The following is a 22,644-nucleotide window of genomic DNA, read 5'->3' on the forward strand; positions in this document are numbered from 1 at the left end:
CAGATGACACGGATTTAAGAAATTTACACGGATTTTTAAAAAAAAACTAACTAATTGAAATAATTATTCCTTTTTTAAATTTATGAGCTGATTCAAATGCATTGTAAATTTGATTGTATTCAATCATTATTGATTCGGCCCAATGTATTCTCTCATTATAATAACCTTCAATATTAGAAATTCTTTCTTTTAGTTTTTCATTTTCAAGTGATTTAGTTATTTTTTCTGAAGTTATATTTTTTAATTCACTCCAAATTTCATTGACTCTTTTCGAATCATGAAAATAAAAACTTGTCATATTTTCTGATTCTTTTATATAAAAATCATCTTTATCTATTTGACATAAAACTTTAGTGTTTGATGTATCTAATATTTTTAAAAGTTCAAATAATGGATTCCAACTTTTAGTGTCTTGACCAAAAATTAAGTTATTTAATTCTTCCTCTGAAAAATTATTCTCTAAATAGCTTTCATAGTCAAAGCTTAAATGGATGGTTTTATCTATTATATTATCTTCAATAACATAATAACAAGCAATTAATCCCATTTATTTTAAGCATTTAATTATTTCTTCTTTCTCTTCTCGTCTCTTTTACGTTCGATATTTCTATTTCTTGATTCGGTTTTACGTGGTTTACGTTTTCCTGGGCCTCCAAGGTTTACTTTCGCATTTTTATCTTTTTTCTTGTGAAAAGCTTCTCCACCTTCTTTTTTAGGTGTTTTCAACAAGAATTTCATTTTTTTCTTTTCCTTTTCGAAATCTAAGTAGCGTTCTTCGATTTTTAAATCTTCTGGAAGTGGAAATTCTTTGATTTCGGTATTCATTAATAATTCTACCTCAATTTTACTTTCAACTTCACTTGGTGAAACCAAACTGATTGCAATACCTGTTTTATCAGCACGACCCGTTCTACCAATACGGTGCATGTATTTTTCTGGTTCTTCAGTGAATTGTAAGTTGATTACGTGCGTGATATCAGAAATATCCAAACCACGCGCCATGATATCAGTAGTAACCAAACCTCTTAATTCGCCTGCTTGAAAAGAAGCCATCGTATTCAAACGATAATTTTGCGATTTATTCGAGTGAATTACACCAAATTGCTCTGGAAATTCTTCGTCTAATGTTTCAAAAACCAAATCAACAATACGTTTGTTGTTTACGAAAATTAAAACACGTTCCATGGTTTCGGTTTCACGAACCAAGTGTTTTAATAGGTTTAATTTGGTAAGGAAATTTGGAACTTGATAAACGATTTGTTCAATTTGTTCTAGAGGCGTTCCGCTTTGCGCCAAAGATACTTCTACTGGAAAATCGAAATACTCATCTAACATGGCATCTACCTCTTCCGTCATAGTTGCCGAGAATAAGATGTTTTGTTTTTTGCCACGCATCATCGATAAAATCGAAGTCAATTGGGCACGAAATCCTAAGTTTAATATTTCGTCAAACTCGTCAATAACTAATTTTTGTAATTCGTCGAAACGTAAAACTCCATCTAAACCTAAATCCATAACACGTCCAGGCGTTCCTACTAAAATATCGACACCTTCTGCTAATGCTTTTCTTTGCGTATTGATGTTAACTCCACCATAAATTCCAAGTGTCCGCACACTCATGTATTTGGTCAATTTTTCAACTTCTTCTGCAACTTGAACGACTAATTCACGCGTTGGAACTAAAATAACAATTCTTGCTGATTCGTTATTTTGAAATTTCCATTGTTTTAGAATAGGAAGTAGATAGGCAAAGGTTTTTCCTGTTCCTGTTTGTGCAATTCCCATCATGTCTCTTCCTGAAAGAATTACAGAATGCGATTTTTCTTGAATAGGTGTAGCGTGAACAAAACCTAATTCGTCTAATGCTTTTTGTAGTGATTTTGGTAAATCAAATTCTTGGAACGTTTTCATAAAGGGTATTAAATTTGTGCAAAGGTACATAAACTTTTTGGAATGAATTTTAACACGTGACAAGGGTACTAAATTTAATCTTGTAACGTTTTATCGGAATTGTGTAATAGTAATTCGATTTAATAGTAATAGTTTTGTATTGTGAAAAGGAATATTTTATTTTTTATTGTTTTTATCTTTTGTTTAAATTCGGATCACATTTGTGCTCAGGATATTATTCAAGAGAAAGATAGTATTTCGATTTACCAAGACATTAATGATTTATCTAAAAAAAATAAGTTTTCGAGATTCATTTATAAGTTGGTTTTTAAAGAATCGGCATTAGAAGCTGAAAACTTAGTTCCTTTTAAGCCTAAAAAGAAAAAAAAGGTAGTTAGCACATCTCAAGAAGGAAAAATCATTCGTAACATTACAATTGAAACTTTAGATCCTTTTGGTTATTCAATTACTAACGAAAAAAAAGTACCTAAGAGAAAGTTAGAGAATTTTGGAAACTCGGTTCACATAAAAACAAATGAAATTACCATTCGAAATATCATGTTGTTCAAAAAGCATGACAAATTAGATGCTAAACTTGTACTCGAATCGGAACGTTTGATTCGAAGTCAGCGTTACATTCGTGAAGTTACTATTGTACCTGTTGATATTCCTAATAGCAAAGACTCGATTGATGTTAAGATTCGAGTTTTGGATTCTTGGACTTTGATTCCAACTGGTAGTTTGTCTTCAAATGAGAGTAGTGTTAAATTAACTGAACGTAATATTTTAGGTTTTGGACATTTGATAAGTGGAAATATAAAAAACCGTTTTGATACTAAAGAAAGAGCTACTTATGCTCAATATTCTATCAATAATATTAAAAATACTTATATCCGTTTGGATTTAGATTATGCTAATGATTTTAATAATGATAGTAAACGAAGTATTGATATCAATCGCCCTTTTTATTCGGTAATTACAAAAAATGCTGGTGGATTTTATTTCGAGAACCGATTGCGTACAGAGCAAATTCCATTTTTTGATGATTTTATTTTGCGAGATGTTTCATATGATTTTCAAGAATATTGGTATGGAAGAGCTTTTAAAATAAATTCGAAAGACAATCCAGAGCGCTATTTTACCAATATGATTATAGCGTTAACTTATAATCAGAAAGTTTTTGGTCGTGTTCTCGATGCTGTTTTAGATCCTTCTAATTATTTTTCAAATGAGAAGAATTGGATTGGAATGATTGGGGTTTCTAAACAAAAGTTTTATCAAGATAAATTTGTTTTCAATTATAATATTACGGAGGATATTCCATACGGTGAAAATATTGCTTTAATTATTGGACATCAAGAGAAAAATAGTAATTCTAGAATGTATACTGGATTGAGTGTTTCCTATGGAAAAAAATATTCATTTGGTTACGCAAGTGGTTTTGCCGAATGGGGCAGTTTTTACGATGCTGGATTAACAGAACAAACTACTTTTAAGATAGGCTTGAATTATTTTAGCCCTCTTATTTCTTGGGGCAAATGGCATTTTAGACAATTTGTGAAACCTACGTATGTTTGGGGGAATAATAGAGATGAATCGTTTAAAGATCGTTTAAATTTACTCGAAGCAGATGGATTACCTGGATTTAATAATCGTTTAAACGGAACTCAAAAATGGACAGCATCTTTTCAAACGCAATCTTATATTCCTGGAAGTTGGTATGGCTTTAGATTTAGTCCTTATTTTAATATGACACTAGGTTCTTTAGCTAATGAAAAGGCTTTGTTTTCGAGTAAGGTGTATTCGAAATTTAGTATTGGAGCTTTAATTAATAATGATTTTTTAGTATTCAATAGTTTTCAGATTTCTTTTTCGTACTACCCAACGATTCCGTTTGAAGGAGATGACGAGATGAAATTCAATTCTTTTGAGAATACTAATTTAACACTATATGATTTTCAGTTATCCAAACCTGCTTACATTAAATATGAATAATTAAATCGTCATAGAAAACAATTTGGTTTCTGGAGCTTTTCTAATTAAACGTAAATCAAATGCCATACAAATATTACGAACGAAAGGTTTTCCTTTTTCTGTAACAGTTATGGTATCATCTTGAATGGTTAGAAAACCATCCTCTCGCATTTCTTCTAAACTTGCTAAAACTGATGGTAGTTCAGGAAAATCTAAAGCTTCATCTTTCCAAGAAGTAGTAAACTGACACATTAAATTCAAAATATGTCTTCTGATAATTAAGTCTTCAGGTGTTAAAACGTGCCCTCTAAAAACAGGTAATTGGTCTTCTGCTAAATGGGTGTAATAATCTTCGATTGTTTTTTCGTTTTGTGCAAAACTGTACCAACTATCGCTAATTGATGAAACTCCTAATCCAATCATTAACTGCGTTTTTGAAGCCGTGTAGCCCATGAAATTACGGTGTAGCTTACCTTCTTTAAATGAAGTAAACATACTATCGTTTTCTAATGCAAAGTGATCCATTCCAATTTCATGATAACCGTTTTGTGCTAGTTGTTTTTTGCCTTCTTCATACAACATGCGTTTTTCATCATCTTTTGGTAAATCCTCATCTTTAAAACCGCGTTGACCGTTACCTTTAATCCATGGCACGTGAGCATAGCTGTAAAACGCTAATCTATCAGGTTGTAATGATTTGGTTTTATCAATCGTATCTTTAACATCGGCTAAGGTTTGAAATGGAAGTCCGAAAATTAAATCGTGTCCTACAGAAGTATAGCCAATTTCTTTTGCCCAAAATGTTACTTTTGCTACGTTATGAAAAGGTTGAATGCGGTGAATAGCTTCTTGTACTTTAGGTGAATAATCTTGTACACCAAAGCTTACACGTCTGAATCCTAAATTGTATAAGGTTTGTAAATGGTTTCGAGTTGTGTTGTTTGGATGCCCTTCAAAACTAAATTCGTGTTCTTCGGCTTTTGTTGCATACTGAAAAATTCCGTTCATCAAGCGTTCTAAATTTTCAGGCGAAAAGAACGTTGGAGTTCCGCCACCTAAATGAATTTCTTTGATGATTGGTTTTCTTGGAAATAAATCGCAATACAATTTCCATTCTTTAATTACGGCTGTAATATAAGGATCTTCAACCTCATGGCGTTTTGTAATTCGCTTGTTGCAACCGCAAAAAGTACACAAACTTTCGCAAAACGGAAGGTGAATATATAAGCTGATACCTTCGGTAGCATTCGATTCTTTAAAAGATTGTAAAAGGGTACGTTTCCAATCTTCTAAATGGAATTTTTCCTCTTCCCAATAAGGAACAGTAGGATAGCTGGTATAACGTGGCCCTGGAACATTGTATTTTTGGACGATTGATACTGACATGGCGATAGATTTTTTGCACCATACAAACTTAGTTTGCTTCTGAACAATAAAAAATGATAATTATCATATTGCCCTTGTGTAACAAATATTACATAAAAAGGCAGGTTGAAATCGTATCTTTGGAATAGAAAAATAAAAGATTATGAACGCAAAATTTAATGATATCATCAATAGTAATGATTTGGTTTTAGTGGACTTCTATGCCGATTGGTGTGGACCATGTAAAATGATGTCGCCTATATTGCAAGAAGTGAAAACTAATTTAAAAGAAGCTGTAAAGATTATAAAAGTGAATGTTGATCAACATCAAGATTTGGCTAGTCATTTTATGGTTCGTGGAGTTCCTACTTTGATGTTATTTAAAACGGGTAAAATGCTTTGGAGACAATCGGGAGTTTTAAGTTCAAAAGATTTAACTGATATTATCAGTAATCATTTGAATTAATTTTTTGTATATTTAGATTCGAAAACATTAAAAAAATAGAATAATGAAGATAAAAGTATTGAGTTTAATGTTCCTTTTGTTAGGATTTACCTCTTGTTTAAAAAATCAAGCCGATAGCGTGCAAGTTTTAGATGTAGCAAAGTATGAGCAAAAAATTACGCAACCTGATGTGCAATTAGTGGATGTTCGAACACCAGAGGAGTTTAGTGAAGGTCATATTGAAAATGCAGTAAATATCGATTTTATGGCAGATGATTTTGATGCCAAAGTGGCGAGTTTAGATAAAGAAAAACCTGTAATGGTGTATTGTAAATCGGGAGGAAGAAGTGCTAAAGCTTCTGCGAGATTAAAAGAATTAGGATTTAAAAATATTACCGATTTGGAAGGTGGTATTTCAAATTGGAATAGCCAAAATAAACCCACAGTAAAATAAACTTAATATTATAATTATTATGAAAAAAAATGTTGGTACAGGTGACCGCTTTTTGCGTGTTATGATTGGAGTTATTGCTTTGATTTTAGGCCTTTCGGGTATGTTAGATGGAACATTAAAATGGGTAGTATTAGGTGTTGGAGCTATTATGGTTCTTACAGCCTCAATGCAATTTTGTCCTCTATATACTTTACTAGGAATTAATACTTGTAAAGTAAAACCAAAAAAATAAGTAATAATCAATATTATTTAAAGTATGATTTGCCTTGGTAAATTGTACTTTTTTATTTTATACAATATGATATCTTGGCATGATTTTGAAAAAGTAGAAATGCGCGTTGGAACAATTTTAGAAGTACAAGATTTTCCAAAAGCTAATAAACCAGCATATCAATTAACGATTGATTTTGGTTCTGAATTGGGCATCAAAAAATCATCTGCTCAAATTACCAAACGTTATGCTAAAGAAGAATTACTAGGTAAACAAATTATTGCAGTTGTCAATTTTCCTAAAAAACAAATCGCAGATTTTATGAGTGAATGTTTGGTGTTGGGTTCAGTAGGTGAGGAGAATGATATTGTTTTGCTGACTTCTGATATTCCAGTTGAAAATGGGTTGCGAATTGGATGAAAAAAATCCCAAATTCTTTTTAGAATTTGGGATTTGTATTTCATAATCTAACGATTAAATATCGTCAAAATCAATATTAGTAAAACTTTCTGCTGATTTTATTTCTTCGTTATCTTCAGCATAGATTTCTCTTTTGAAATCTTTTTGGTGTCTTTCCGAAATTACTTCTTCACCTTTTTGGTCTAAAACAAAATCAGTCATTTCGTCTAAAATTTCTCTGAAAGCAGCGAAATCTTCTTTGTACAAATAAATTTTGTGTTTTTTAAAGTGAAATGAACCATCTTCTTCTGTAAACTTTTTACTTTCAGTAATGGTAATGTAGTAATCATCTGCTTTTGTAGCTCTTACATCAAAGAAATACGTTCTTCTTCCTGCACGCAATACTTTAGAAAAAATATCTTCTTTTTCTAACATGTCATTTTCTCTCATAATCCTACTGTCAATTAATTAGTGTTATAGCGTCTCAAAAATCTAAAAAAAAATTGGATTAAACAAAAGTTTAGTCAATTTCTTTTTCCGAAAGTTGTTTTAAGTATAACTCTTTGTAGTAACCATTTTGTTCTAATAGTTGAGAATGAGTGCCTTGCTCAATGATTTTTCCTTCCTCTAAAATGATAATCCAATCCGCATTTTTAGCTGATGACACACGGTGACTTACGATAATAGTGGTTTTGTCTTTGCAATATGCTAGCAAGTTGTTTAGTATGGTTTCTTCGGTTTCGGTATCAACGGCGCTAAGACAATCATCTAATAGTAGGATAGGAGCGTTTTTGATTAAAGCTCTAGCAATTGAAACTCTTTGTTTTTGTCCACCAGATAACGTAATACCTCGTTCACCTAAAATGGTTTCGTATTGTTGATTGAAATTCATAATGTTATCATGAACTACCGCTTTTTTTGCAGCTTCCATAACTTCTTCATCGGTAGCATTTTCATTACCAAATTTAATATTGTTTTTAATGCTATCTGAGAACAAGAAAGCATCTTGTGGCACCACACTTATTTGATTACGTAAATCGAATAAATTTAAATCTTTAATGTCTTTGTTGTCGATATAAACTGTTCCTGAATTAGTGTCATATAAACGACTAATTAAGGTTAAAAGAGTTGATTTTCCAGAACCTGTTTTTCCTAAAACTGCTAATGTTTTTCCTTTTTTAACTTCAAACGAAATCTTGTCTAAAGCTTTGATATTGGTATCATCATATTCAAATGAAACATTGTCAAATTTGATATTACCTTCAATTGTAGAATGGCTGCTGTTGGTGTTTTTAATTTCAGGTTCTTCTTTTAGGAATTCGTTAATACGTTTTTGAGAAGCTTCTGCCTCTTGAACCAATGATGAAACCCAACCTAAAGAGGCTACAGGCCAAGTTAACATGTTGATGTATAAAATGAATTGGGCAATTACTCCAATACTGTTAATTTCGGGGTCGTTATTAATGTACATAGAACCACCAACATACACCACAACCAAGTTACTCAATCCAATAAGTAAAATCATTAAAGGACCGAAAAGTGAATTTACTCTAGCTAAATCCATTGCTTTTACCTTACTTTCATTGCTTAAATCGGTAAACTCTTGTTGTTTTTTATTCTCAATTGCATAGGCTTTTATCACGCGAATTCCCGAAAAAATTTCTTGTGTAAAAGAAGATAAAGTTGATAAATTTTGTTGAAAATCACCACTTTTCTTATGAATCATAGAACTGATTTTGAAAATACTATAGGATAAAAGTGGTAATGGTAATAGAGAATATAAAGTAAGCTTTGGCGATATGTTGTACATGTAAATCACCACAATCGTAAAACGCATTAAGGTATTTAATGAGTACATAACGGCAGGCCCAACATACATTCTTACTTTTCCAACATCTTCACTAATTCGATTCATTAAATCGCCAGTACGATTGTTTTTGTAGAAACGTTGTGTTAAAGTCTGGTAATGATTAAAGATTTCATTCTTTAAATCAAATTCGACATGGCGCGACATTACAATTAATGTCTGACGCATTAAGAATGTAAAAAATCCAGCTATAATTGTGGTAGCTAGGATTAAGAGAATATTTTTTACTAATAATTCTTTCTGAAACGGAATATCATTTGTAGGGTGTTTCACATAATCTTCAATCACTTTAATAGAGTTTCCAATTAACTCAGGTGTGAATAAAGAAAATATTTGTGCGATAATGGTTATTAATATCCCTAATAGGAAACGATATTTATATTTGACAAAGTATTTGTTTAAATATTGCAGTTCTTTCATAGTAATCTTTAGTGTGATATCGAATCGTTACCAAATTAATTAAAAAGTTAATCAATTGATAATGAATGATTATCGGGTTTTTTAGCTTTTCATTGCTAAATTATTAAAATAAATATAATTTTTTGAATCAATTTAAAATTATTCGTAATATTGTAATTAAATATTGAATAATTTTCAACCCAACTCAAATCACATGACAGCAGAATTATTAAAAGCGAATGAGCTTCATAAAGTAGACCCAGTATTCGGTCAGGTTTCTTTTGATGGTCATGAACAAGTTGTATTTTGTCACGACAAAGATACAGGATTAAAAGCAATTATTGGAATTCATAACACAGTTTTAGGACCTGCATTAGGAGGAACTAGAATGTGGAATTATACAAACGAATGGGAAGCGTTAAACGACGTTTTACGTTTGTCTCGTGGAATGACTTTCAAAAACTCAATTTCGGGATTAAATTTAGGTGGAGGAAAAGCGGTTATCATTGGTGACGCTAAAACTCAAAAAACGCCTGAATTAATGCGCCGTTTTGGACAATTTGTAGATTCATTATCTGGAAAATATATCACTGCAGAAGATGTAGGAATGGAAACCAAAGACATGGATACTGTTAACGAAGTAACGAAACACGTTGCGGGTATTTCAGTTGAAAGAGGTGGTTCAGGAAATCCTTCTCCTGTAACAGCTTATGGAGTTTTCATGGGAATGAAAGCAGCTGCTAAATACAAATATGGTTCTGATAGTTTAGAAGGTAAAAAAGTATTAGTACAAGGAATTGGACACGTGGGTGAAGTGTTAGTACAACACTTAACAGAAAGTGGTGCTTTAGTTACGATTACTGATATTAACGAAGATAGAGTAAACCAAGTAGGAGCGAAGTACGGCGCTAAAATTTATACAGGTGCTGATTTATACAGTGCTGATGTAGATATTTATGCACCTTGTGCTTTAGGAGCTACTATTAACGATGCTACTATCAACAATATTAAAGCTTCTATCATTGCTGGTGCTGCAAATAACCAATTAGCAAACGAAGCAATTCACGGAAAAATCTTAAAAGAGAAAGGTATTTTATATGCACCTGATTTCTTAATTAACGCTGGAGGTGTTATCAATGTGTATTCTGAATTAGTAAAATGGACGAATGCTCAGGTGATGGAAAAAACAGAAAACATCTATAACACAGCATTAGAGATTTTCAAATTTGCAGATGATAACAACATTACTACGCATCAAGCAGCCTTTTCAATGGCGCAAAAACGTATTGATGATGCAAAAAATGAATTAAAGAAGTAATTCGTTTTAAATAAAATTGTATTTTTGCAGAGCGAAAGAGGCAACTTTTTCGCTCTCTTAATTTTATAAAGTTCTTAATTAGTATGTTAAACAGAAGACATATCCGAGTAAAAGTGATGCAAAGTATTTATGCAATGCACCAACACCAATCTGATAATTTGGATAAAGAAGAAAAATTCCTTTTTCAAAGTATCGAAAATACCCAAAACTTGTATCTTTTATTGCTTTCAGCACTTATAGAAATCAAAAAGAAAGAAGAGGAATACATCGATTTGGCTTCTAAAAAACACTTAGCTACTAAAGAAGAACGTCATCCAAATTTAAAATTCATCAACAATAAAGCTTTGGTTTTATTAACCGAATCAGAAGCATTAGAAACGGCTTTAGATGATAATAACATCAACAACTGGAAATTGAATGATGATATTATTTTAGGTTTAATAGACACTATTAAAGAAAGTGAATTGTACCAAAATTACATGGAAAAACCAACTAGTAGTTTTGAAGATGATAAAAACTTTATTGCCGATTTATATACCGAAGTAATTGCTCCAAGTGATCGTCTATACGATTATTTAGAAGATTATAAATTAACTTGGGTAGATGATTTACCGGGAATCAATACTCTGATTGTGAAGCAAATCAAACAATTAAAATCGGAACATGATGCATTGGTAATTCCAAAAGTCTATAAAGATTCTGATGATAAAGAATTTGTAAAAAACTTGTTTAGAAAAACGGTTTTAAACGAAGTTGAATTATCTAAAGAATACATCGATAAAACGCCAAATTGGGATGTAGAACGTATTGCCGAAATTGATACCATTATCTTAAAAATGGCAATTTGTGAGTTGTTGAAATTCCCTTCTATTCCTACGAAAGTAACAATTAACGAATATTTAGAAATTGCAAAAGAATATTCTACACCAAAAAGTAGTATTTTTATCAACGGAATTTTGGACAACTTAGTAAAAGAGTTTGACCGAGACGGAAAATTGAACAAAGCAGGTAGAGGTTTATTATAAAATTTTAATTATATGATAAGAAAATCAATTGGGTTATTCGCCCTTTCGTTAGTTGTGTTAACAACAGCTTGTAAACAAGAAAGTGCAGCAGATAAAATTACTGATGCTGATGTGAAAACCATTGAAGCTGAAAAAGCATTAATAGGAAAATTACCTATCGTGGAATTAGACAAGGAAATTCACGATTTTGGAACTATTAAAGAAGGTGATATCGTAGAAACAGAGTTCATTGTTAAAAATACTGGAGAATCTGATTTAGTTATTGCTGATGCTAAAGGAAGTTGTGGATGTACTGTTCCAGAACCACCAAAAGATCCAATTAAACCAGGTGCTTCTGCACCAATAAAAGTTTCTTTTGATTCTAAAAATAAACCAGGAGAACAAGAAAAAACAGTAACGTTAACGACTAATACTGAGAATGGTCATGAAACGTTTAAAATTAAAGCAAATGTAACACCAGCTGCTAAGTAGTAGCTAAATAATAAACAACGTATGAATCCAAGTTTAGCAATACAAATTGTATTAATGATTGCCGTGTTTTATTTTTTATTAATAAGACCACAACAACAAAGAGCCAAAAAAGAAAAAGCATTTGAAACCGGATTAAAAGTAGGTGATAAAATTATCACTAAAGCTGGAATCCACGGTAAAATTGCAGAATTGAATGAAGATACAATCGTTGTAGAAACAATGGCTGGTAAAATCAAAATGGAAAAATCTGCTATTTCAATGGAAATGAGTGCTAAATTAAAAGCATAATTTCATTTTAAATAAAAGTAAAGCCGAATTTCTTAATTGAAATTCGGCTTTTTTATGCTCTATATTTATCGTTCAATCCTCTTTCTTCTAAAATCATTGGAATGACTTTTTCTAAACGAGTAATTTGTGTTTTTTCTTGTTTGGCAGTAACTATATATTCTATAAATTCTCTTTGTTTATATGGTGAAAATTGATTGAATTTAGTATGTAGTTCTGAATTTTTATCCAATTCTTTTTGCAACAATTCAGGGATAATGGTTTCTTTTTTTTCTTTCGGAATAACTAATCCTTTATCTTCAATTTCAATGGCTTCTTTTATATAGTTTAAAATCAGTTTTTCATCAATTTCTTGTGCCGAGTTGAATCGCATTTGACGAAGTGATTTCGTATTCTCTTCATTGGCATTTATGAGCAGTTTTTTCTCATCTTTCAAAAAAACACCATTGTAAAACCATATTCCAAAATACGATTTAAATCCACCAATTCCCACTACATTTCTGTTTTTATAGGTATAAACAGGTCCGCCCCATTTCGTAGTTTCAACTAAAAGGGTTTTACGAATGATAGTATGCAATTGCTCCAATTCGTTTTCCCATTGATTGGTTTTATTCCATTTGTTTTCTTTTTCCAAAGTGATAACGATTTATTTATCAAATGTAAAAAATCTTCATAAAAAAAGAGGAACATTGTCCTCTTTAATTAATACTTAGAATTTTACTTTAACTGTAATTGGTTTGCCATTTCGCATTACGGTTACGTCTTTTTCATCGCCTACACTTAATTTTCCTAAACATTCCATATAGCCATATACTTCTTTGATTTCGCAATCTCCAATTTTTACTAGGATATCGCCTGCTAAAATTCCTGCTGCATGTGCTGGACGATTATCGGTAACACCATCAATATGTAAACCATCACCATGGTCTGTATAATCTGGCATGATTCCTAAAGTTACTTTGTATTTTGGAACTGTCTTTCCAGCATCCATAGTCGTTTTAGTGAATGTAATTTTATCTAGATTTTCAATTTCATTACTTACTCTAAATACATAATCTACAATATTTCTAACACCATAATAGTTGATTTTATCTTCATCATCACTTGGTTTATGGTAATCCATGTGAGTTCCTGTAAAGAAAAACAACACTGGAATATCTTTTAAATAAAACGAAGTATGGTCAGATGGACCTTGTCCTGCATTGTCTAAAGTTACATTGAACCCAGCTGGTTTGTTTTTATTAATGATGTTTGTAAATTCAGGAGCAGTTCCTACACCACCCACTGTTAAACCTTTATCTGCATTTAAGCGGCCAATCATGTCCATATTAATCATTACGATAACATTTGGATGTAATGATTTTAAAGTTTCCGCCATGTGTTTAGATCCAATTAAACCATCTTCTTCACCCGAAAACAAAGCAAAAATATAATTCGCATTTTCTTTGACTTTGTTTTTTGATAACATACGAGCTAATTCTAAAACTCCAGCCACGCCAGAAGAATTATCATCAGCGCCATTATGAATTTCGCCATGAGAATTTGGTTTCGTAGAATGGTTGTGTTCGTTTAAACCTAAATGGTCATAGTGTGCGCCAATAATAATGGTTTTAGAAGCTTTGTTATCTAAAAAGGCAATCACATTAGTTCCGTGATTTGCTTTATCTCCAGAGCCATCCGTTGCATGAGGATTCAATTTTACTTTGTAATTGAATTTTTGGAAATAACTATTGTTGGCATAAGGCTTTAATCCTAATGATTTGAATTCTTTTGCGATGTAATCCGCTGCTTTTTTCTCGCCTTCAGAACCAGTTAAACGCCCTTGTAATGCATCAGATGATAAGTACGTTATGTGTTTTTTTAATGCTTTTGGTTGAGCAATTTCAGTTGCATCTCCTTCAACCCAGTCTGCAATGAAAACGTTGGTTTCTCTTGGTTTGCTTTGCATTCTGTTACTAGAGAAAACTAATTTCTTTCCATCTGGAGAAAACATTGGGAAAGCATTAAATTCACTTTCATAGGTAATTTGCTGTAAATTTTCACCATTAATATCAATCATGTACAATTGAAAATCGTATCCACGAGTAGAATGATGATTCGATGAAAAGATGATTTTCTTGTCAGAAGGATGGAAGTAAGGCGCCCAATTGGCTTTTCCAAGATTGGTGATTTGTTTTAAATCTGAACCATCAATATTACAAGTGTAGATTTCCATTTCAGATGGCGCTACCAAGTTTTGAGCCAATAAATCTTTATATTCTTTTATAGCTTCAGCTGTTTTAGGACGTGACGAACGGAATACTAGTTTTTTACTATCGTGTGAAAAGAAACATCCGCCATCATAACCTAAGCCAGTTGTGATTTGTTTTAAATTACTTCCATCGATATCCATGGTGTATAATTCTAAGTCACCACTTCTAATGCTTGTGAAAGCAATTTTTTTACCATCAGGAGAAACTACAGCTTCAGCATCATAACCAGGAGAATTAGTTAATTGTTTGGTTATGTTTCCGTTTAAATCGGCAATGTAAATGTCAAATTCTGGATAAATGGCCCATAAATATTTTCCATCAATCGGTTTTGGTGGTGCTGGACAAGCATGATCAGCAGCGTGAGTAGATGCGTAAAGAATATGTTTTCCATCCGGCATGTAATACGAACAAGTGGTTCTTCCTTTTCCAGTTGAAACCAATTGCAAACTTTTTTCGTTGAATTCTTGTGCTTTTAAATCTAACATAAAGATTTGGTCACAAGACACACCAAAAGCTTTATTAGTAACTTGAAGTGTTAGTTTATCTCCATTTGGACTAAAATAAGCTTCTGCATTATCGCCACCGAAAGTTAATTGTTTGATGTTTTTAAGATGTTTTTCTTGTGCAAAAGAAAATATTGAAAGTGAGGTAATAAGTACTACTGATAAGCCTTTTTTAAGATTCATAGTTTGAAACATAATTAGTTTTTATTTTTAATGAATATAAAATGAGGTACGAATATACAAAAAAAGACAAGCTCCAAAATGCTTGTCTTTATAATAGTTTTCTATTCTAGTTTTGATTTAGTTTTTATTTGCTGCTGTAATTTCGGCAATTTTAACAATTACTTCAGTAGCTTTAACCATACTTTCAACAGGAACGTATTCGTATTTTCCATGGAAATTGTGTCCTCCAGCAAAGATATTTGGACAAGGTAATCCTTTGTATGATAATTGACAACCATCAGTTCCGCCACGTATTGGTTTTATGATAGGTTTGATTCCTAATTCTTTCATCGCTTTTTCTGCAATTTCAACAATATGAAAAACAGGCTTAACCTTTTCTTTCATGTTATAATATTGGTCTTTGACTTCTGCTATTACGATTTCTTCACCAAATTGTTTTTTCCATTTTTTATTGAATTTATTCGCTAATTCGTGGATGAACTCTTTTCTTTCTTTGAATTTTTTAGCGCTGTGGTCGCGAATAATTAATTCCACTATCGTTTCTTCAATACTTCCAGAGATTCCAACCACGTGAAAGAATCCTTCGTATCCTTTTGTTTTTTCTGGAATTTCGTTCTTTGGTAATTTTGAAATGAATTGATTGGCTAACAACATTGAGTTAATCATTTTTCCTTTTGCATACCCAGGGTGAACACTTTTTCCTTTGAAAGTGATTTTCGCTCCAGCAGCATTAAAATTCTCATATTCTAATTCACCTATTTGGCTACCATCCATAGTATACGCCCAATCGCATCCGAACTTTTCTACATCAAACTTATGGGCGCCACGACCAATTTCTTCATCAGGCGTAAAACCTACACGAATTTTTCCATGTTTGATTTCAGGATGTTGAATTAAATATTCCATTGCCGACATGATTTCGGTAATTCCAGCTTTATCATCGGCACCAAGTAAAGTAGTTCCGTCTGTAGTAATTAAAGTTTGACCTTTGTATAAAAGTAAATCTTTAAAATAACTTGGAGAAAGTACAATATTTTGTTCTTTGTTTAGCAAAATGTCACCGCCATCATAATTTTCAATTATTTGAGGCTTTACATTAGCACCCGTAAAATCTGGAGTTGTGTCATAATGAGAAACAAAACCAATTGTTGGAACCTCGTGTTCTACATTACTTTCTAAAGTAGCCATTACGTAACCATTTTTATCAATAGTTACATCGGACATTCCCATTGTTTTTAATTCTTTTACTAAAAGTTTGGCAAGATCTAGTTGTTTTTTTGTACTAGGTGTTGTGTCAGAGTTTGGATCTGATTCAGTGTCTATAGTAACGTAGCTTACAAAGCGGTCGATAATGTGTTGCATGTTTTTTAAATTTAAGCAAATATAAGGAATAGGTTGAATAGGTTAGTTAATTACGATTTAATTTTGAGTCTATGTATTTTCTGTAAATTTTATTTGAAATGTTATCCTCTAAATCATTTTTTTTCTGAATTTTAGTATGTAGTTTTTTGAATTCTACTGTTTCATTACTGCCAAAGGGATTTTCAGAAATTTGAATAATTGCTTGTATTATATTTTTCTCAATAAAGTTTAGTTTAAAAACACGCTTGTATTTTTTATTAAAAGTACTGTAATTGTGAAGTACTAATTTATAGTTTTTCAATTCGTAGTGAATGATGAGATTTATGATCTCTGTTTTGATAAATGTTTTTGGTCGATCTTCCAACTTGAATTCGTTCAGAATTAAGTTGATGTATTTTAAGCTTTGTGATAGGTTTTTACTGATTAGTAATATACAAGCAAACTGATAATACATCCCAATGAAATAGTAGGGTTCAATATTGAATTTGTTTTCCTTCAAAGATTTTGCTACTATTTGCATCATTCTTAAACCCTCTTCAAAATTATTGTTAAAAATTAAAAATTCTAATTCAGCTTGATTAGTGTGAAAGAAAATACGCTCTTGTGCTACACTTTTTTGAAAATCTAAAATGTTTTCAAATCCACGTAAAGCTTCGATTTTGTTATGAAAAGTTGTATCGTCACTTTTTTTATAGATGTCAATAATTCGCGTATAAACAGAAATATAGTCTAATGGGTTTTCTTCTTTATAAAAAGGGTTGTTGTCGAAAACATCAATCGTTTTTTCTAGGTTAAGTAGTTCTTTTTCTTTTTTGTTAATAACGTGAAAGTAATTTGCTATTGTTAAAAAATAAAATATTTTAGATTGAACTGAATGCAGGCTCGATCCATCTCTCTTAAAAATAGCATTTCCAATAATTTTATTGAATTCTTCAAGAATTCCCTCGAAAGGTATTTTTCCAACGTTGTTTTTTAAGAAATAACTGTGATAATATAAATCGGTAATTTCTCTGTTTTCTTTTATGTAATTAAAGTAATTATCTATTTTTTCATTAACCGACATAGCACCGTAGAATCCTTTTGAATATCCCATGCATTTTTTTTCCCAATTCAATAATTCAAGAATTAAGATTTCATTTTCATTTTTGAGACTTAGTTTTTTTGCTTTTCTAATAATTTTTAAGCATTCATCATATAATCCTTTATAGAATAAAATTTCAACCGATTTGATATGGTTTTGAAGTTTAAGACTAATCGTTTTCTCGTGATGAAATTCATTTAAAGAGCGTAGTATGATTTTGTTTAAATAATTAATATCATAAGAAATATTTTTATCCGAATAATCTTGTTCTTTTACATGTTTTTTTAAAGTATCTTCAGTGATTGTTGTGTTACTGTTGATAATATCAAAAAGTAATAGGTATTTATTCTGACTTCCAAAAATATTTTTATTTATAAATATTTTAAAATACCTTTTTTCGTTCATAGACATTGATTCTATGAGTTTTTTGCTTTCGTCTATAATCATATGTATATGTTCTAAAATCCAAAAATAGTTATTTTTTTTATTATTACGTGAATCATGTTTACTTACTTTTGAACAAATGATTAACAGCACGTTAAATAATTGCTAATAAATTAATCTGAACACCATATGAATAAAAATTACTATTTATTTAGATTTAGAATCGTTGTATTCATTGTAGCTTTCTTTTTCTGTTCTGATGTGTTTTCAGCCAATATATATGTAAATGATGGTTCAGCTCTCAACGATGTTTATTGTTCTGCTTTTGGAAATGATGCAAATTCAGGATTAACAGCAGGTTCTCCTAAATTAACACTTGCTGCTGCTTACGCAATTGCAACTAGTGGTGATATTATTTATGTTGATTCAGGAACATATATTAGTACAGGAACAATTGCATTTAATAAAAATAATATTCAAATTATAGGCGCAGGAGCTGCAAACACAATTTTTGAATCTGGTTCTGTAACTGGTACTGTTAGATGGGGAAATCTTACTGCAAATAATGCGGTTTTCAAAGGAATTCAAATAACAAAATATGACTGTGCATCTGATGGAATAGCTATGACAATTTCTTCTGGAACAGGTATAATTTTTGATCAAGTCATTATTTATGCTAATGTTGGGTCTGGAGGTCAAGGTTCGTTATATATTTCAGGTTCAACTACAAGTGTTACAATTAAGAATTCTTCTTTACCCTGTAATAGAGTTGCTTCAGCAAATTATGGAGGTGCATTAAAAATAAATAATGCTACTGTTAATATTGAAAATTGTAGCATGAATAATAATGTGATAAGTGCTTTAGATGGAGGAGCAATTTTAATTCAAGGAGCCTCTGCAAATGTAACTATCACAAATTCTACTTTTGATGCAAATGGTGCTACAACTGGAGGCGCAATTGCTCATAAAGGGGGTACGTTAACAATATTGAATTCATGTTTTGATAGTAATATTACTGCTGGAGGAGGGAGTAACTTTGGAGGAGGGGCTATTATAATTAACCCTTCTGTAGATTCAAATGTAACTATATCTAATTGTAGTTTTTCTAATAATTCCACAACAGCAACCTCTTCCGATGGTGGCGCTATTACAATAACTAACTTAAGCGATGTTACATCTAATATTAATATAAAATCATGTTCATTTACAAATAATAATGCTGTTGATAAAGGTGAAGATATCAGTTTTGATAAGGGTAGTACTGCGCCTGTTTTCGATGTAGTTTTAGAAAATAATACATTTAATTCAGTTTATTCAGGTACTCAAGTAAATCTTTATAATAAAGATATTCCTAAGAATTCAATTAAAATAAATGATTTAGGTGCAGGAATTGGTGGTAATGGTGATATGGTTGCAGATGGCTTAGGAGTGTCAGTTAGTAAACCTGAATTTGGTGCAGATACTACCATAGTAGCAGCTCCGGGATATACGGAAAATTCTACAGCACTTCCATCTAGCTTACCGCTAACCATTTGTAACGATCGTTTCACAGGTACTTGTGGTGCTGCTTCAGCAACATTTATTTGTTCAACATTGAATACATGGGGAGATGTAACCACAACTGCCACAGATGCAGATGTAATAACTTTCGATAAGGGAGCAAATCTACCAAATGCCATTACAGCAGCAACATGGGCTACTTCTGTAATTACCTTTACAAAAGCTACTCATGGTTTAGTTGTCGGCAATTGGGTTGTAATTGAAGGATTTACACCGGCAGGATATAATGGATATTATAAAGTTACAGCTGTTCCTACAACCGGAACTTTTAGAGTTGCTAAAACAACAAACCCAGGAACTACTACAGTTTTAGGAACATTTACAAAAGGTACACCTATTGGATGGTCAAGAAAAACAATTCCAACAGTTGATGAACATGTAATCATTGATTACGACTATAATACATCAACTTATGGTAATATTGACGCTTGTGTTATGACTGTAAAAACGGGAAAAACACTTGTAATTGATAACGATAGTAAATCAAATGTAGGTGCAGATGAATTAGGTACTTATGTTTATGTAGTAAATTCCATTTTTAATAATGGTATAATAAACGTAAAGAGTAGAGGTAATTTAGTTCAGGTAAACTATCCGTTAGATTTAAATAACGAATCTATCGTAACGCCCAATATAAACTTTACTAAAGATACAGGGAATAAAATTCGTTGGGATTATGTTTATTGGAGTAAGCCAGTGAGTAATGCCATTCTTCCTGTGTTTAATACAAACTTTGATATTAAATATTATTGGGATCCTGATTTTTGTGTTAATGGAGTGAATTTTAGTTATCAAGGTTGGAGGTCGCTAGTAAGTGAGCCAACAGTTGCAACTGGTTTCATTACAAGAGTAAAAACAAGTGTTGGAACAACTCCAGCCAATATAACTTTAAATTATTCAGGTACATCTAATAACGGAAATTATAATGCAACTGTAAAGTATTATGATAATGAACATAATGCATTTAGAAATTTCACTTTGTTAGGAAATCCATATCCTGGAGCAATTAAATTTGAAGATTTTTATAATGAAAATAGTGATAAAATTTATGGTACGGTTTATTTATGGTCGGCTAATACACCTTATCCGGGGAGTGGACTTTATCAGCAAGCTGACTATGCGTCCTTTAATTTAACAGGGGGAGTTGGGGTTCCAAGTGCTACCACTCAATCACCAAATGGTATTTTGCCAAATGGATATATTGCTTCTGCTCAAGGATTTATGGTACGTCCTAAAGTCAATGGAACTGTGTTGTTCACTAATAAACAGAGAACAAAAGACATTCCAAGTAACAACCAATTTTACAAAGGGGCAAATGATGAAAAAGATAGATATTGGTTGCGTTTAGCTGATGCAGAGGGAAGATATAATGAATTGTTAGTAGGTTACATATCGGGAGCAACTAATGATTTTGATGAAGCATACGATGGACCAATTAATTCGTTGTCACCAGTTAAATTTTATTCGGTTTTAGGGGATGAAAAATTAGTTATCCAAGGAAGAGAGGCATTTCAATTAACAGATAAAGTTGCATTGGATTATTCGTTACAAAATCCATCATCAATGTTAACTATTAGTTTAAGTAAAAAAGAGGGTGTTTTCAATACGCAAAGTATTTATTTACATGATAAAAAAATGAATTTTTATCATGATTTAACCCAAGCTTCATATTTCTTTTATCCAGACAACACTGTAGATAGATTCGAAATTGTTTATCAATCCGATAGAGTAGATGAGGATATTCTTAATGAAGAAACTGAAATTCAAGCTTCAATTTTAAACTCACAACTTGGAATTTTAAGTAATACTCCAATTTCTAAAGTTGAATTATATGATATAAATGGTAGATTAATATTCAATGCTTCACTTGAACAAAATGTCCTAAATTATACCAAGAATATAGTACTTGCATCTGGTATTTATATTGTAAATGTTACATGTGTTAATGGTGCAAAAAAGACAACTAAAATTTTAAATCAAAATTAGAATATGAAAAGTTTCATCAGATCAATAGTTACGATAATAATTTTGCTTTTTGCATTATCATCTGCTTATTGTCAAATAACTATTAATAATACTTTATACACACCTACACAATTAGTAGATGGTGTATTAGTACCTGCAAGTAGTGGGACTACAATTTCAAATGTTGTATTCAGAGGAGTTTATAATGATGCAAGTCGTTATCAAGTTGGATATTTTTCTACGGCAACTACTACTTTAGCACAAATGGGTTTTACAAGTGGAGTTGTGTTGTCAACAGGAAATACATCAACAATTCCATTGACTTTAGGGGTTCATCCTGGTTCTGTTGGACAAATGGCTACTGCATACACTTCAGGGACTACTGGAGAAATAAGACAAGGAGGAGGTTCGCCAACTTATATTTTAGATTTGGATATTTTAGCCGGAGCTCAAAATTATTTTAATGCTGCAATTTTAGAGTTTGATTTTGTTCCAGTAGAAAACTCTGTAACTTTTCGTTACATTTTTGGATCTGAAGAATATACAGACGACAGTGGTTTTATTAATTATCAGTGTTCTTCTTATAATGATAAATTTGGTTTTTTAATAAGTGGTCCTGGTATTGCTGGTGGCCAAGGTTTTACTAATAATGCAAGAAATATTGCTCGTTTATCTAATGGTTCAGAAGTATCTATAAATTCTGTAAATAATGGAGTTGTTGGATCAAGTGGTGGTGCTCCAAGTTCTGCCAATTGTATTGCCGCTAATGGGAGTTGGGTACAAAATACCCCAACACCTGAATATTTAGGAACTATTGATGGAACACAACTTAATGGTAACACAAGAATTTTGACAGCAACACAAACAGGTTTAACCCCTGGTCAAACGTATCATATAAAATTAATTGTTACAGATGTAAATGATGGAACTTATGATAGTGTTGTTTATTTAGAAGCTGGAAGTTTTACTACTGAGTCAACTTGTGATGCAGGTTCAAATCAGAGTTTGTGTGACGTAACATCTGCAACTATAACAGCTACATCCCCTGTAACGGGTACATGGTCTGTACAATCTGGTTCAGGTACTTTTGTTTCTGCTACAAGTCCATCGACTACTGTTAATGGTTTGGCTTTAGGTACAAATGTATTGAGATGGACAGCTTCGGATTTATCATGTTTTGATGAAATAACAATCACAGTTGGTACTACACCAGCAGCACCAACAGTTGGAGCAGTAACACAACCAACGTGT

At 31.6% G+C, this 22,644-nt stretch carries 20 protein-coding genes; 11 read left to right on the forward strand and 9 right to left on the reverse strand.

Annotated features, from left to right (window positions below; genetic code table 11):
- Positions 1-46 precede the first annotated feature (46 nt).
- Both OJ995_RS09235 and OJ995_RS09240 read right to left on the reverse strand, forming a co-directional pair.
- Positions 47-547: a DUF1877 family protein gene (locus OJ995_RS09235; protein WP_264369151.1), complete on the reverse strand. Its 501-nt coding sequence runs from the start codon at positions 545-547 to the stop codon at positions 47-49.
- Between the two features lie 17 nt (positions 548-564).
- Positions 565-1,911, reverse strand: a complete 1,347-nt coding sequence (locus OJ995_RS09240; protein WP_264369152.1) for a DEAD/DEAH box helicase — start codon at positions 1,909-1,911, stop codon at positions 565-567.
- A gap of 141 nt (positions 1,912-2,052) precedes the next feature.
- Here OJ995_RS09240 and OJ995_RS09245 point away from each other — a divergent pair, with 141 nt between their 5' ends.
- The gene (locus tag OJ995_RS09245) at positions 2,053-3,885 is read left to right on the forward strand and encodes a BamA/TamA family outer membrane protein (protein WP_264369153.1); all 1,833 of its coding nucleotides are present in this window, start codon (positions 2,053-2,055) and stop codon (positions 3,883-3,885) included.
- Here the strand turns inward: OJ995_RS09245 and hemN are convergent, their stop codons facing one another.
- Positions 3,886-5,250, reverse strand: a complete 1,365-nt coding sequence (gene hemN / locus OJ995_RS09250; protein WP_264369154.1) for an oxygen-independent coproporphyrinogen III oxidase — start codon at positions 5,248-5,250, stop codon at positions 3,886-3,888.
- Between the two features lie 142 nt (positions 5,251-5,392).
- Between hemN and trxA the strand changes: the two genes are divergently transcribed.
- The 4 genes from trxA (at position 5,393) to OJ995_RS09270 (ending at position 6,759) form a co-directional block, all read left to right on the forward strand.
- Complete coding sequence (trxA, locus tag OJ995_RS09255) at positions 5,393-5,695, forward strand: thioredoxin (protein ID WP_133607350.1); 303 nt, start codon at positions 5,393-5,395, stop codon at positions 5,693-5,695.
- Between the two features lie 43 nt (positions 5,696-5,738).
- Positions 5,739-6,128, forward strand: a complete 390-nt coding sequence (locus tag OJ995_RS09260; protein ID WP_264369155.1) for a rhodanese-like domain-containing protein — start codon at positions 5,739-5,741, stop codon at positions 6,126-6,128.
- A 19-nt stretch (positions 6,129-6,147) separates the two neighbouring features.
- A complete protein-coding gene (locus OJ995_RS09265) occupies positions 6,148-6,360 on the forward strand; it encodes a YgaP family membrane protein (RefSeq protein ID WP_264369156.1) in 213 nt (70 codons plus the stop codon).
- A 66-nt stretch (positions 6,361-6,426) separates the two neighbouring features.
- On the forward strand, positions 6,427-6,759 hold the full coding sequence (locus tag OJ995_RS09270) for a tRNA-binding protein (RefSeq protein ID WP_264369157.1): 333 nt from the start codon (positions 6,427-6,429) through the stop codon (positions 6,757-6,759).
- Positions 6,760-6,813: 54 nt separating this feature from the next.
- Here the strand turns inward: OJ995_RS09270 and OJ995_RS09275 are convergent, their stop codons facing one another.
- On the reverse strand, positions 6,814-7,188 hold the full coding sequence (locus OJ995_RS09275; RefSeq protein ID WP_133607344.1) for a PUR family DNA/RNA-binding protein: 375 nt from the start codon (positions 7,186-7,188) through the stop codon (positions 6,814-6,816).
- A 70-nt stretch (positions 7,189-7,258) separates the two neighbouring features.
- Positions 7,259-9,025 carry an ABC transporter ATP-binding protein gene (locus tag OJ995_RS09280; RefSeq protein WP_264369158.1) on the reverse strand — a complete coding sequence of 589 codons (1,767 nt, stop codon included), beginning with the start codon at positions 9,023-9,025 and terminating at the stop codon, positions 7,259-7,261.
- 193 nt (positions 9,026-9,218) lie between these two features.
- Between OJ995_RS09280 and OJ995_RS09285 the strand changes: the two genes are divergently transcribed.
- The 4 genes from OJ995_RS09285 to yajC all read left to right on the forward strand — a co-directional run bounded on the left by OJ995_RS09285 (position 9,219) and on the right by yajC (position 12,106).
- Positions 9,219-10,322, forward strand: a complete 1,104-nt coding sequence (locus OJ995_RS09285) for a Glu/Leu/Phe/Val dehydrogenase dimerization domain-containing protein (protein WP_133607340.1) — start codon at positions 9,219-9,221, stop codon at positions 10,320-10,322.
- A gap of 83 nt (positions 10,323-10,405) precedes the next feature.
- Entirely contained in the window at positions 10,406-11,347 is a 942-nt protein-coding gene (gene nusB / locus OJ995_RS09290) for a transcription antitermination factor NusB (protein WP_264369159.1), read from the forward strand.
- Positions 11,348-11,359: 12 nt separating this feature from the next.
- Complete coding sequence (locus OJ995_RS09295) at positions 11,360-11,818, forward strand: DUF1573 domain-containing protein (protein WP_264369160.1); 459 nt, start codon at positions 11,360-11,362, stop codon at positions 11,816-11,818.
- A gap of 21 nt (positions 11,819-11,839) precedes the next feature.
- Positions 11,840-12,106, forward strand: coding sequence for a preprotein translocase subunit YajC (yajC, locus tag OJ995_RS09300; protein WP_264369161.1), 267 nt, complete (start codon positions 11,840-11,842; stop codon positions 12,104-12,106).
- A gap of 52 nt (positions 12,107-12,158) precedes the next feature.
- Here yajC and OJ995_RS09305 read toward each other — a convergent pair whose 3' ends face one another.
- The 4 genes from OJ995_RS09305 to OJ995_RS09320 all read right to left on the reverse strand — a co-directional run bounded on the left by OJ995_RS09305 (position 12,159) and on the right by OJ995_RS09320 (position 17,889).
- Positions 12,159-12,737, reverse strand: a complete 579-nt coding sequence (locus OJ995_RS09305) for a YdeI/OmpD-associated family protein (protein ID WP_264369162.1) — start codon at positions 12,735-12,737, stop codon at positions 12,159-12,161.
- A 75-nt stretch (positions 12,738-12,812) separates the two neighbouring features.
- Positions 12,813-15,041 (reverse strand): M20/M25/M40 family metallo-hydrolase, encoded by a 2,229-nt coding sequence (locus OJ995_RS09310; protein WP_264369163.1) that lies wholly within the window; start codon positions 15,039-15,041, stop codon positions 12,813-12,815.
- A gap of 117 nt (positions 15,042-15,158) precedes the next feature.
- Complete coding sequence (gene pepT, locus OJ995_RS09315; protein WP_264369164.1) at positions 15,159-16,403, reverse strand: peptidase T; 1,245 nt, start codon at positions 16,401-16,403, stop codon at positions 15,159-15,161.
- Positions 16,404-16,449: 46 nt separating this feature from the next.
- Complete coding sequence (locus tag OJ995_RS09320; protein ID WP_264369165.1) at positions 16,450-17,889, reverse strand: hypothetical protein; 1,440 nt, start codon at positions 17,887-17,889, stop codon at positions 16,450-16,452.
- Positions 17,890-18,057: 168 nt separating this feature from the next.
- On the opposite strand from OJ995_RS09320, the gene OJ995_RS09325 reads away from it, so the two are divergent.
- Together OJ995_RS09325 and OJ995_RS09330 are read left to right on the forward strand one after the other, a co-directional pair.
- Entirely contained in the window at positions 18,058-21,414 is a 3,357-nt protein-coding gene (locus OJ995_RS09325) for a DUF8693 domain-containing protein (protein WP_264369166.1), read from the forward strand.
- Positions 21,415-21,417: 3 nt separating this feature from the next.
- On the forward strand, positions 21,418-22,644 hold a 1,227-nt coding region (locus OJ995_RS09330), incomplete at its 3' end, for a choice-of-anchor L domain-containing protein (RefSeq protein WP_264369167.1).

Source organism: Flavobacterium lacisediminis (genome assembly GCF_025909975.1).
GTDB lineage: Bacteria > Bacteroidota > Bacteroidia > Flavobacteriales > Flavobacteriaceae > Flavobacterium > Flavobacterium lacisediminis.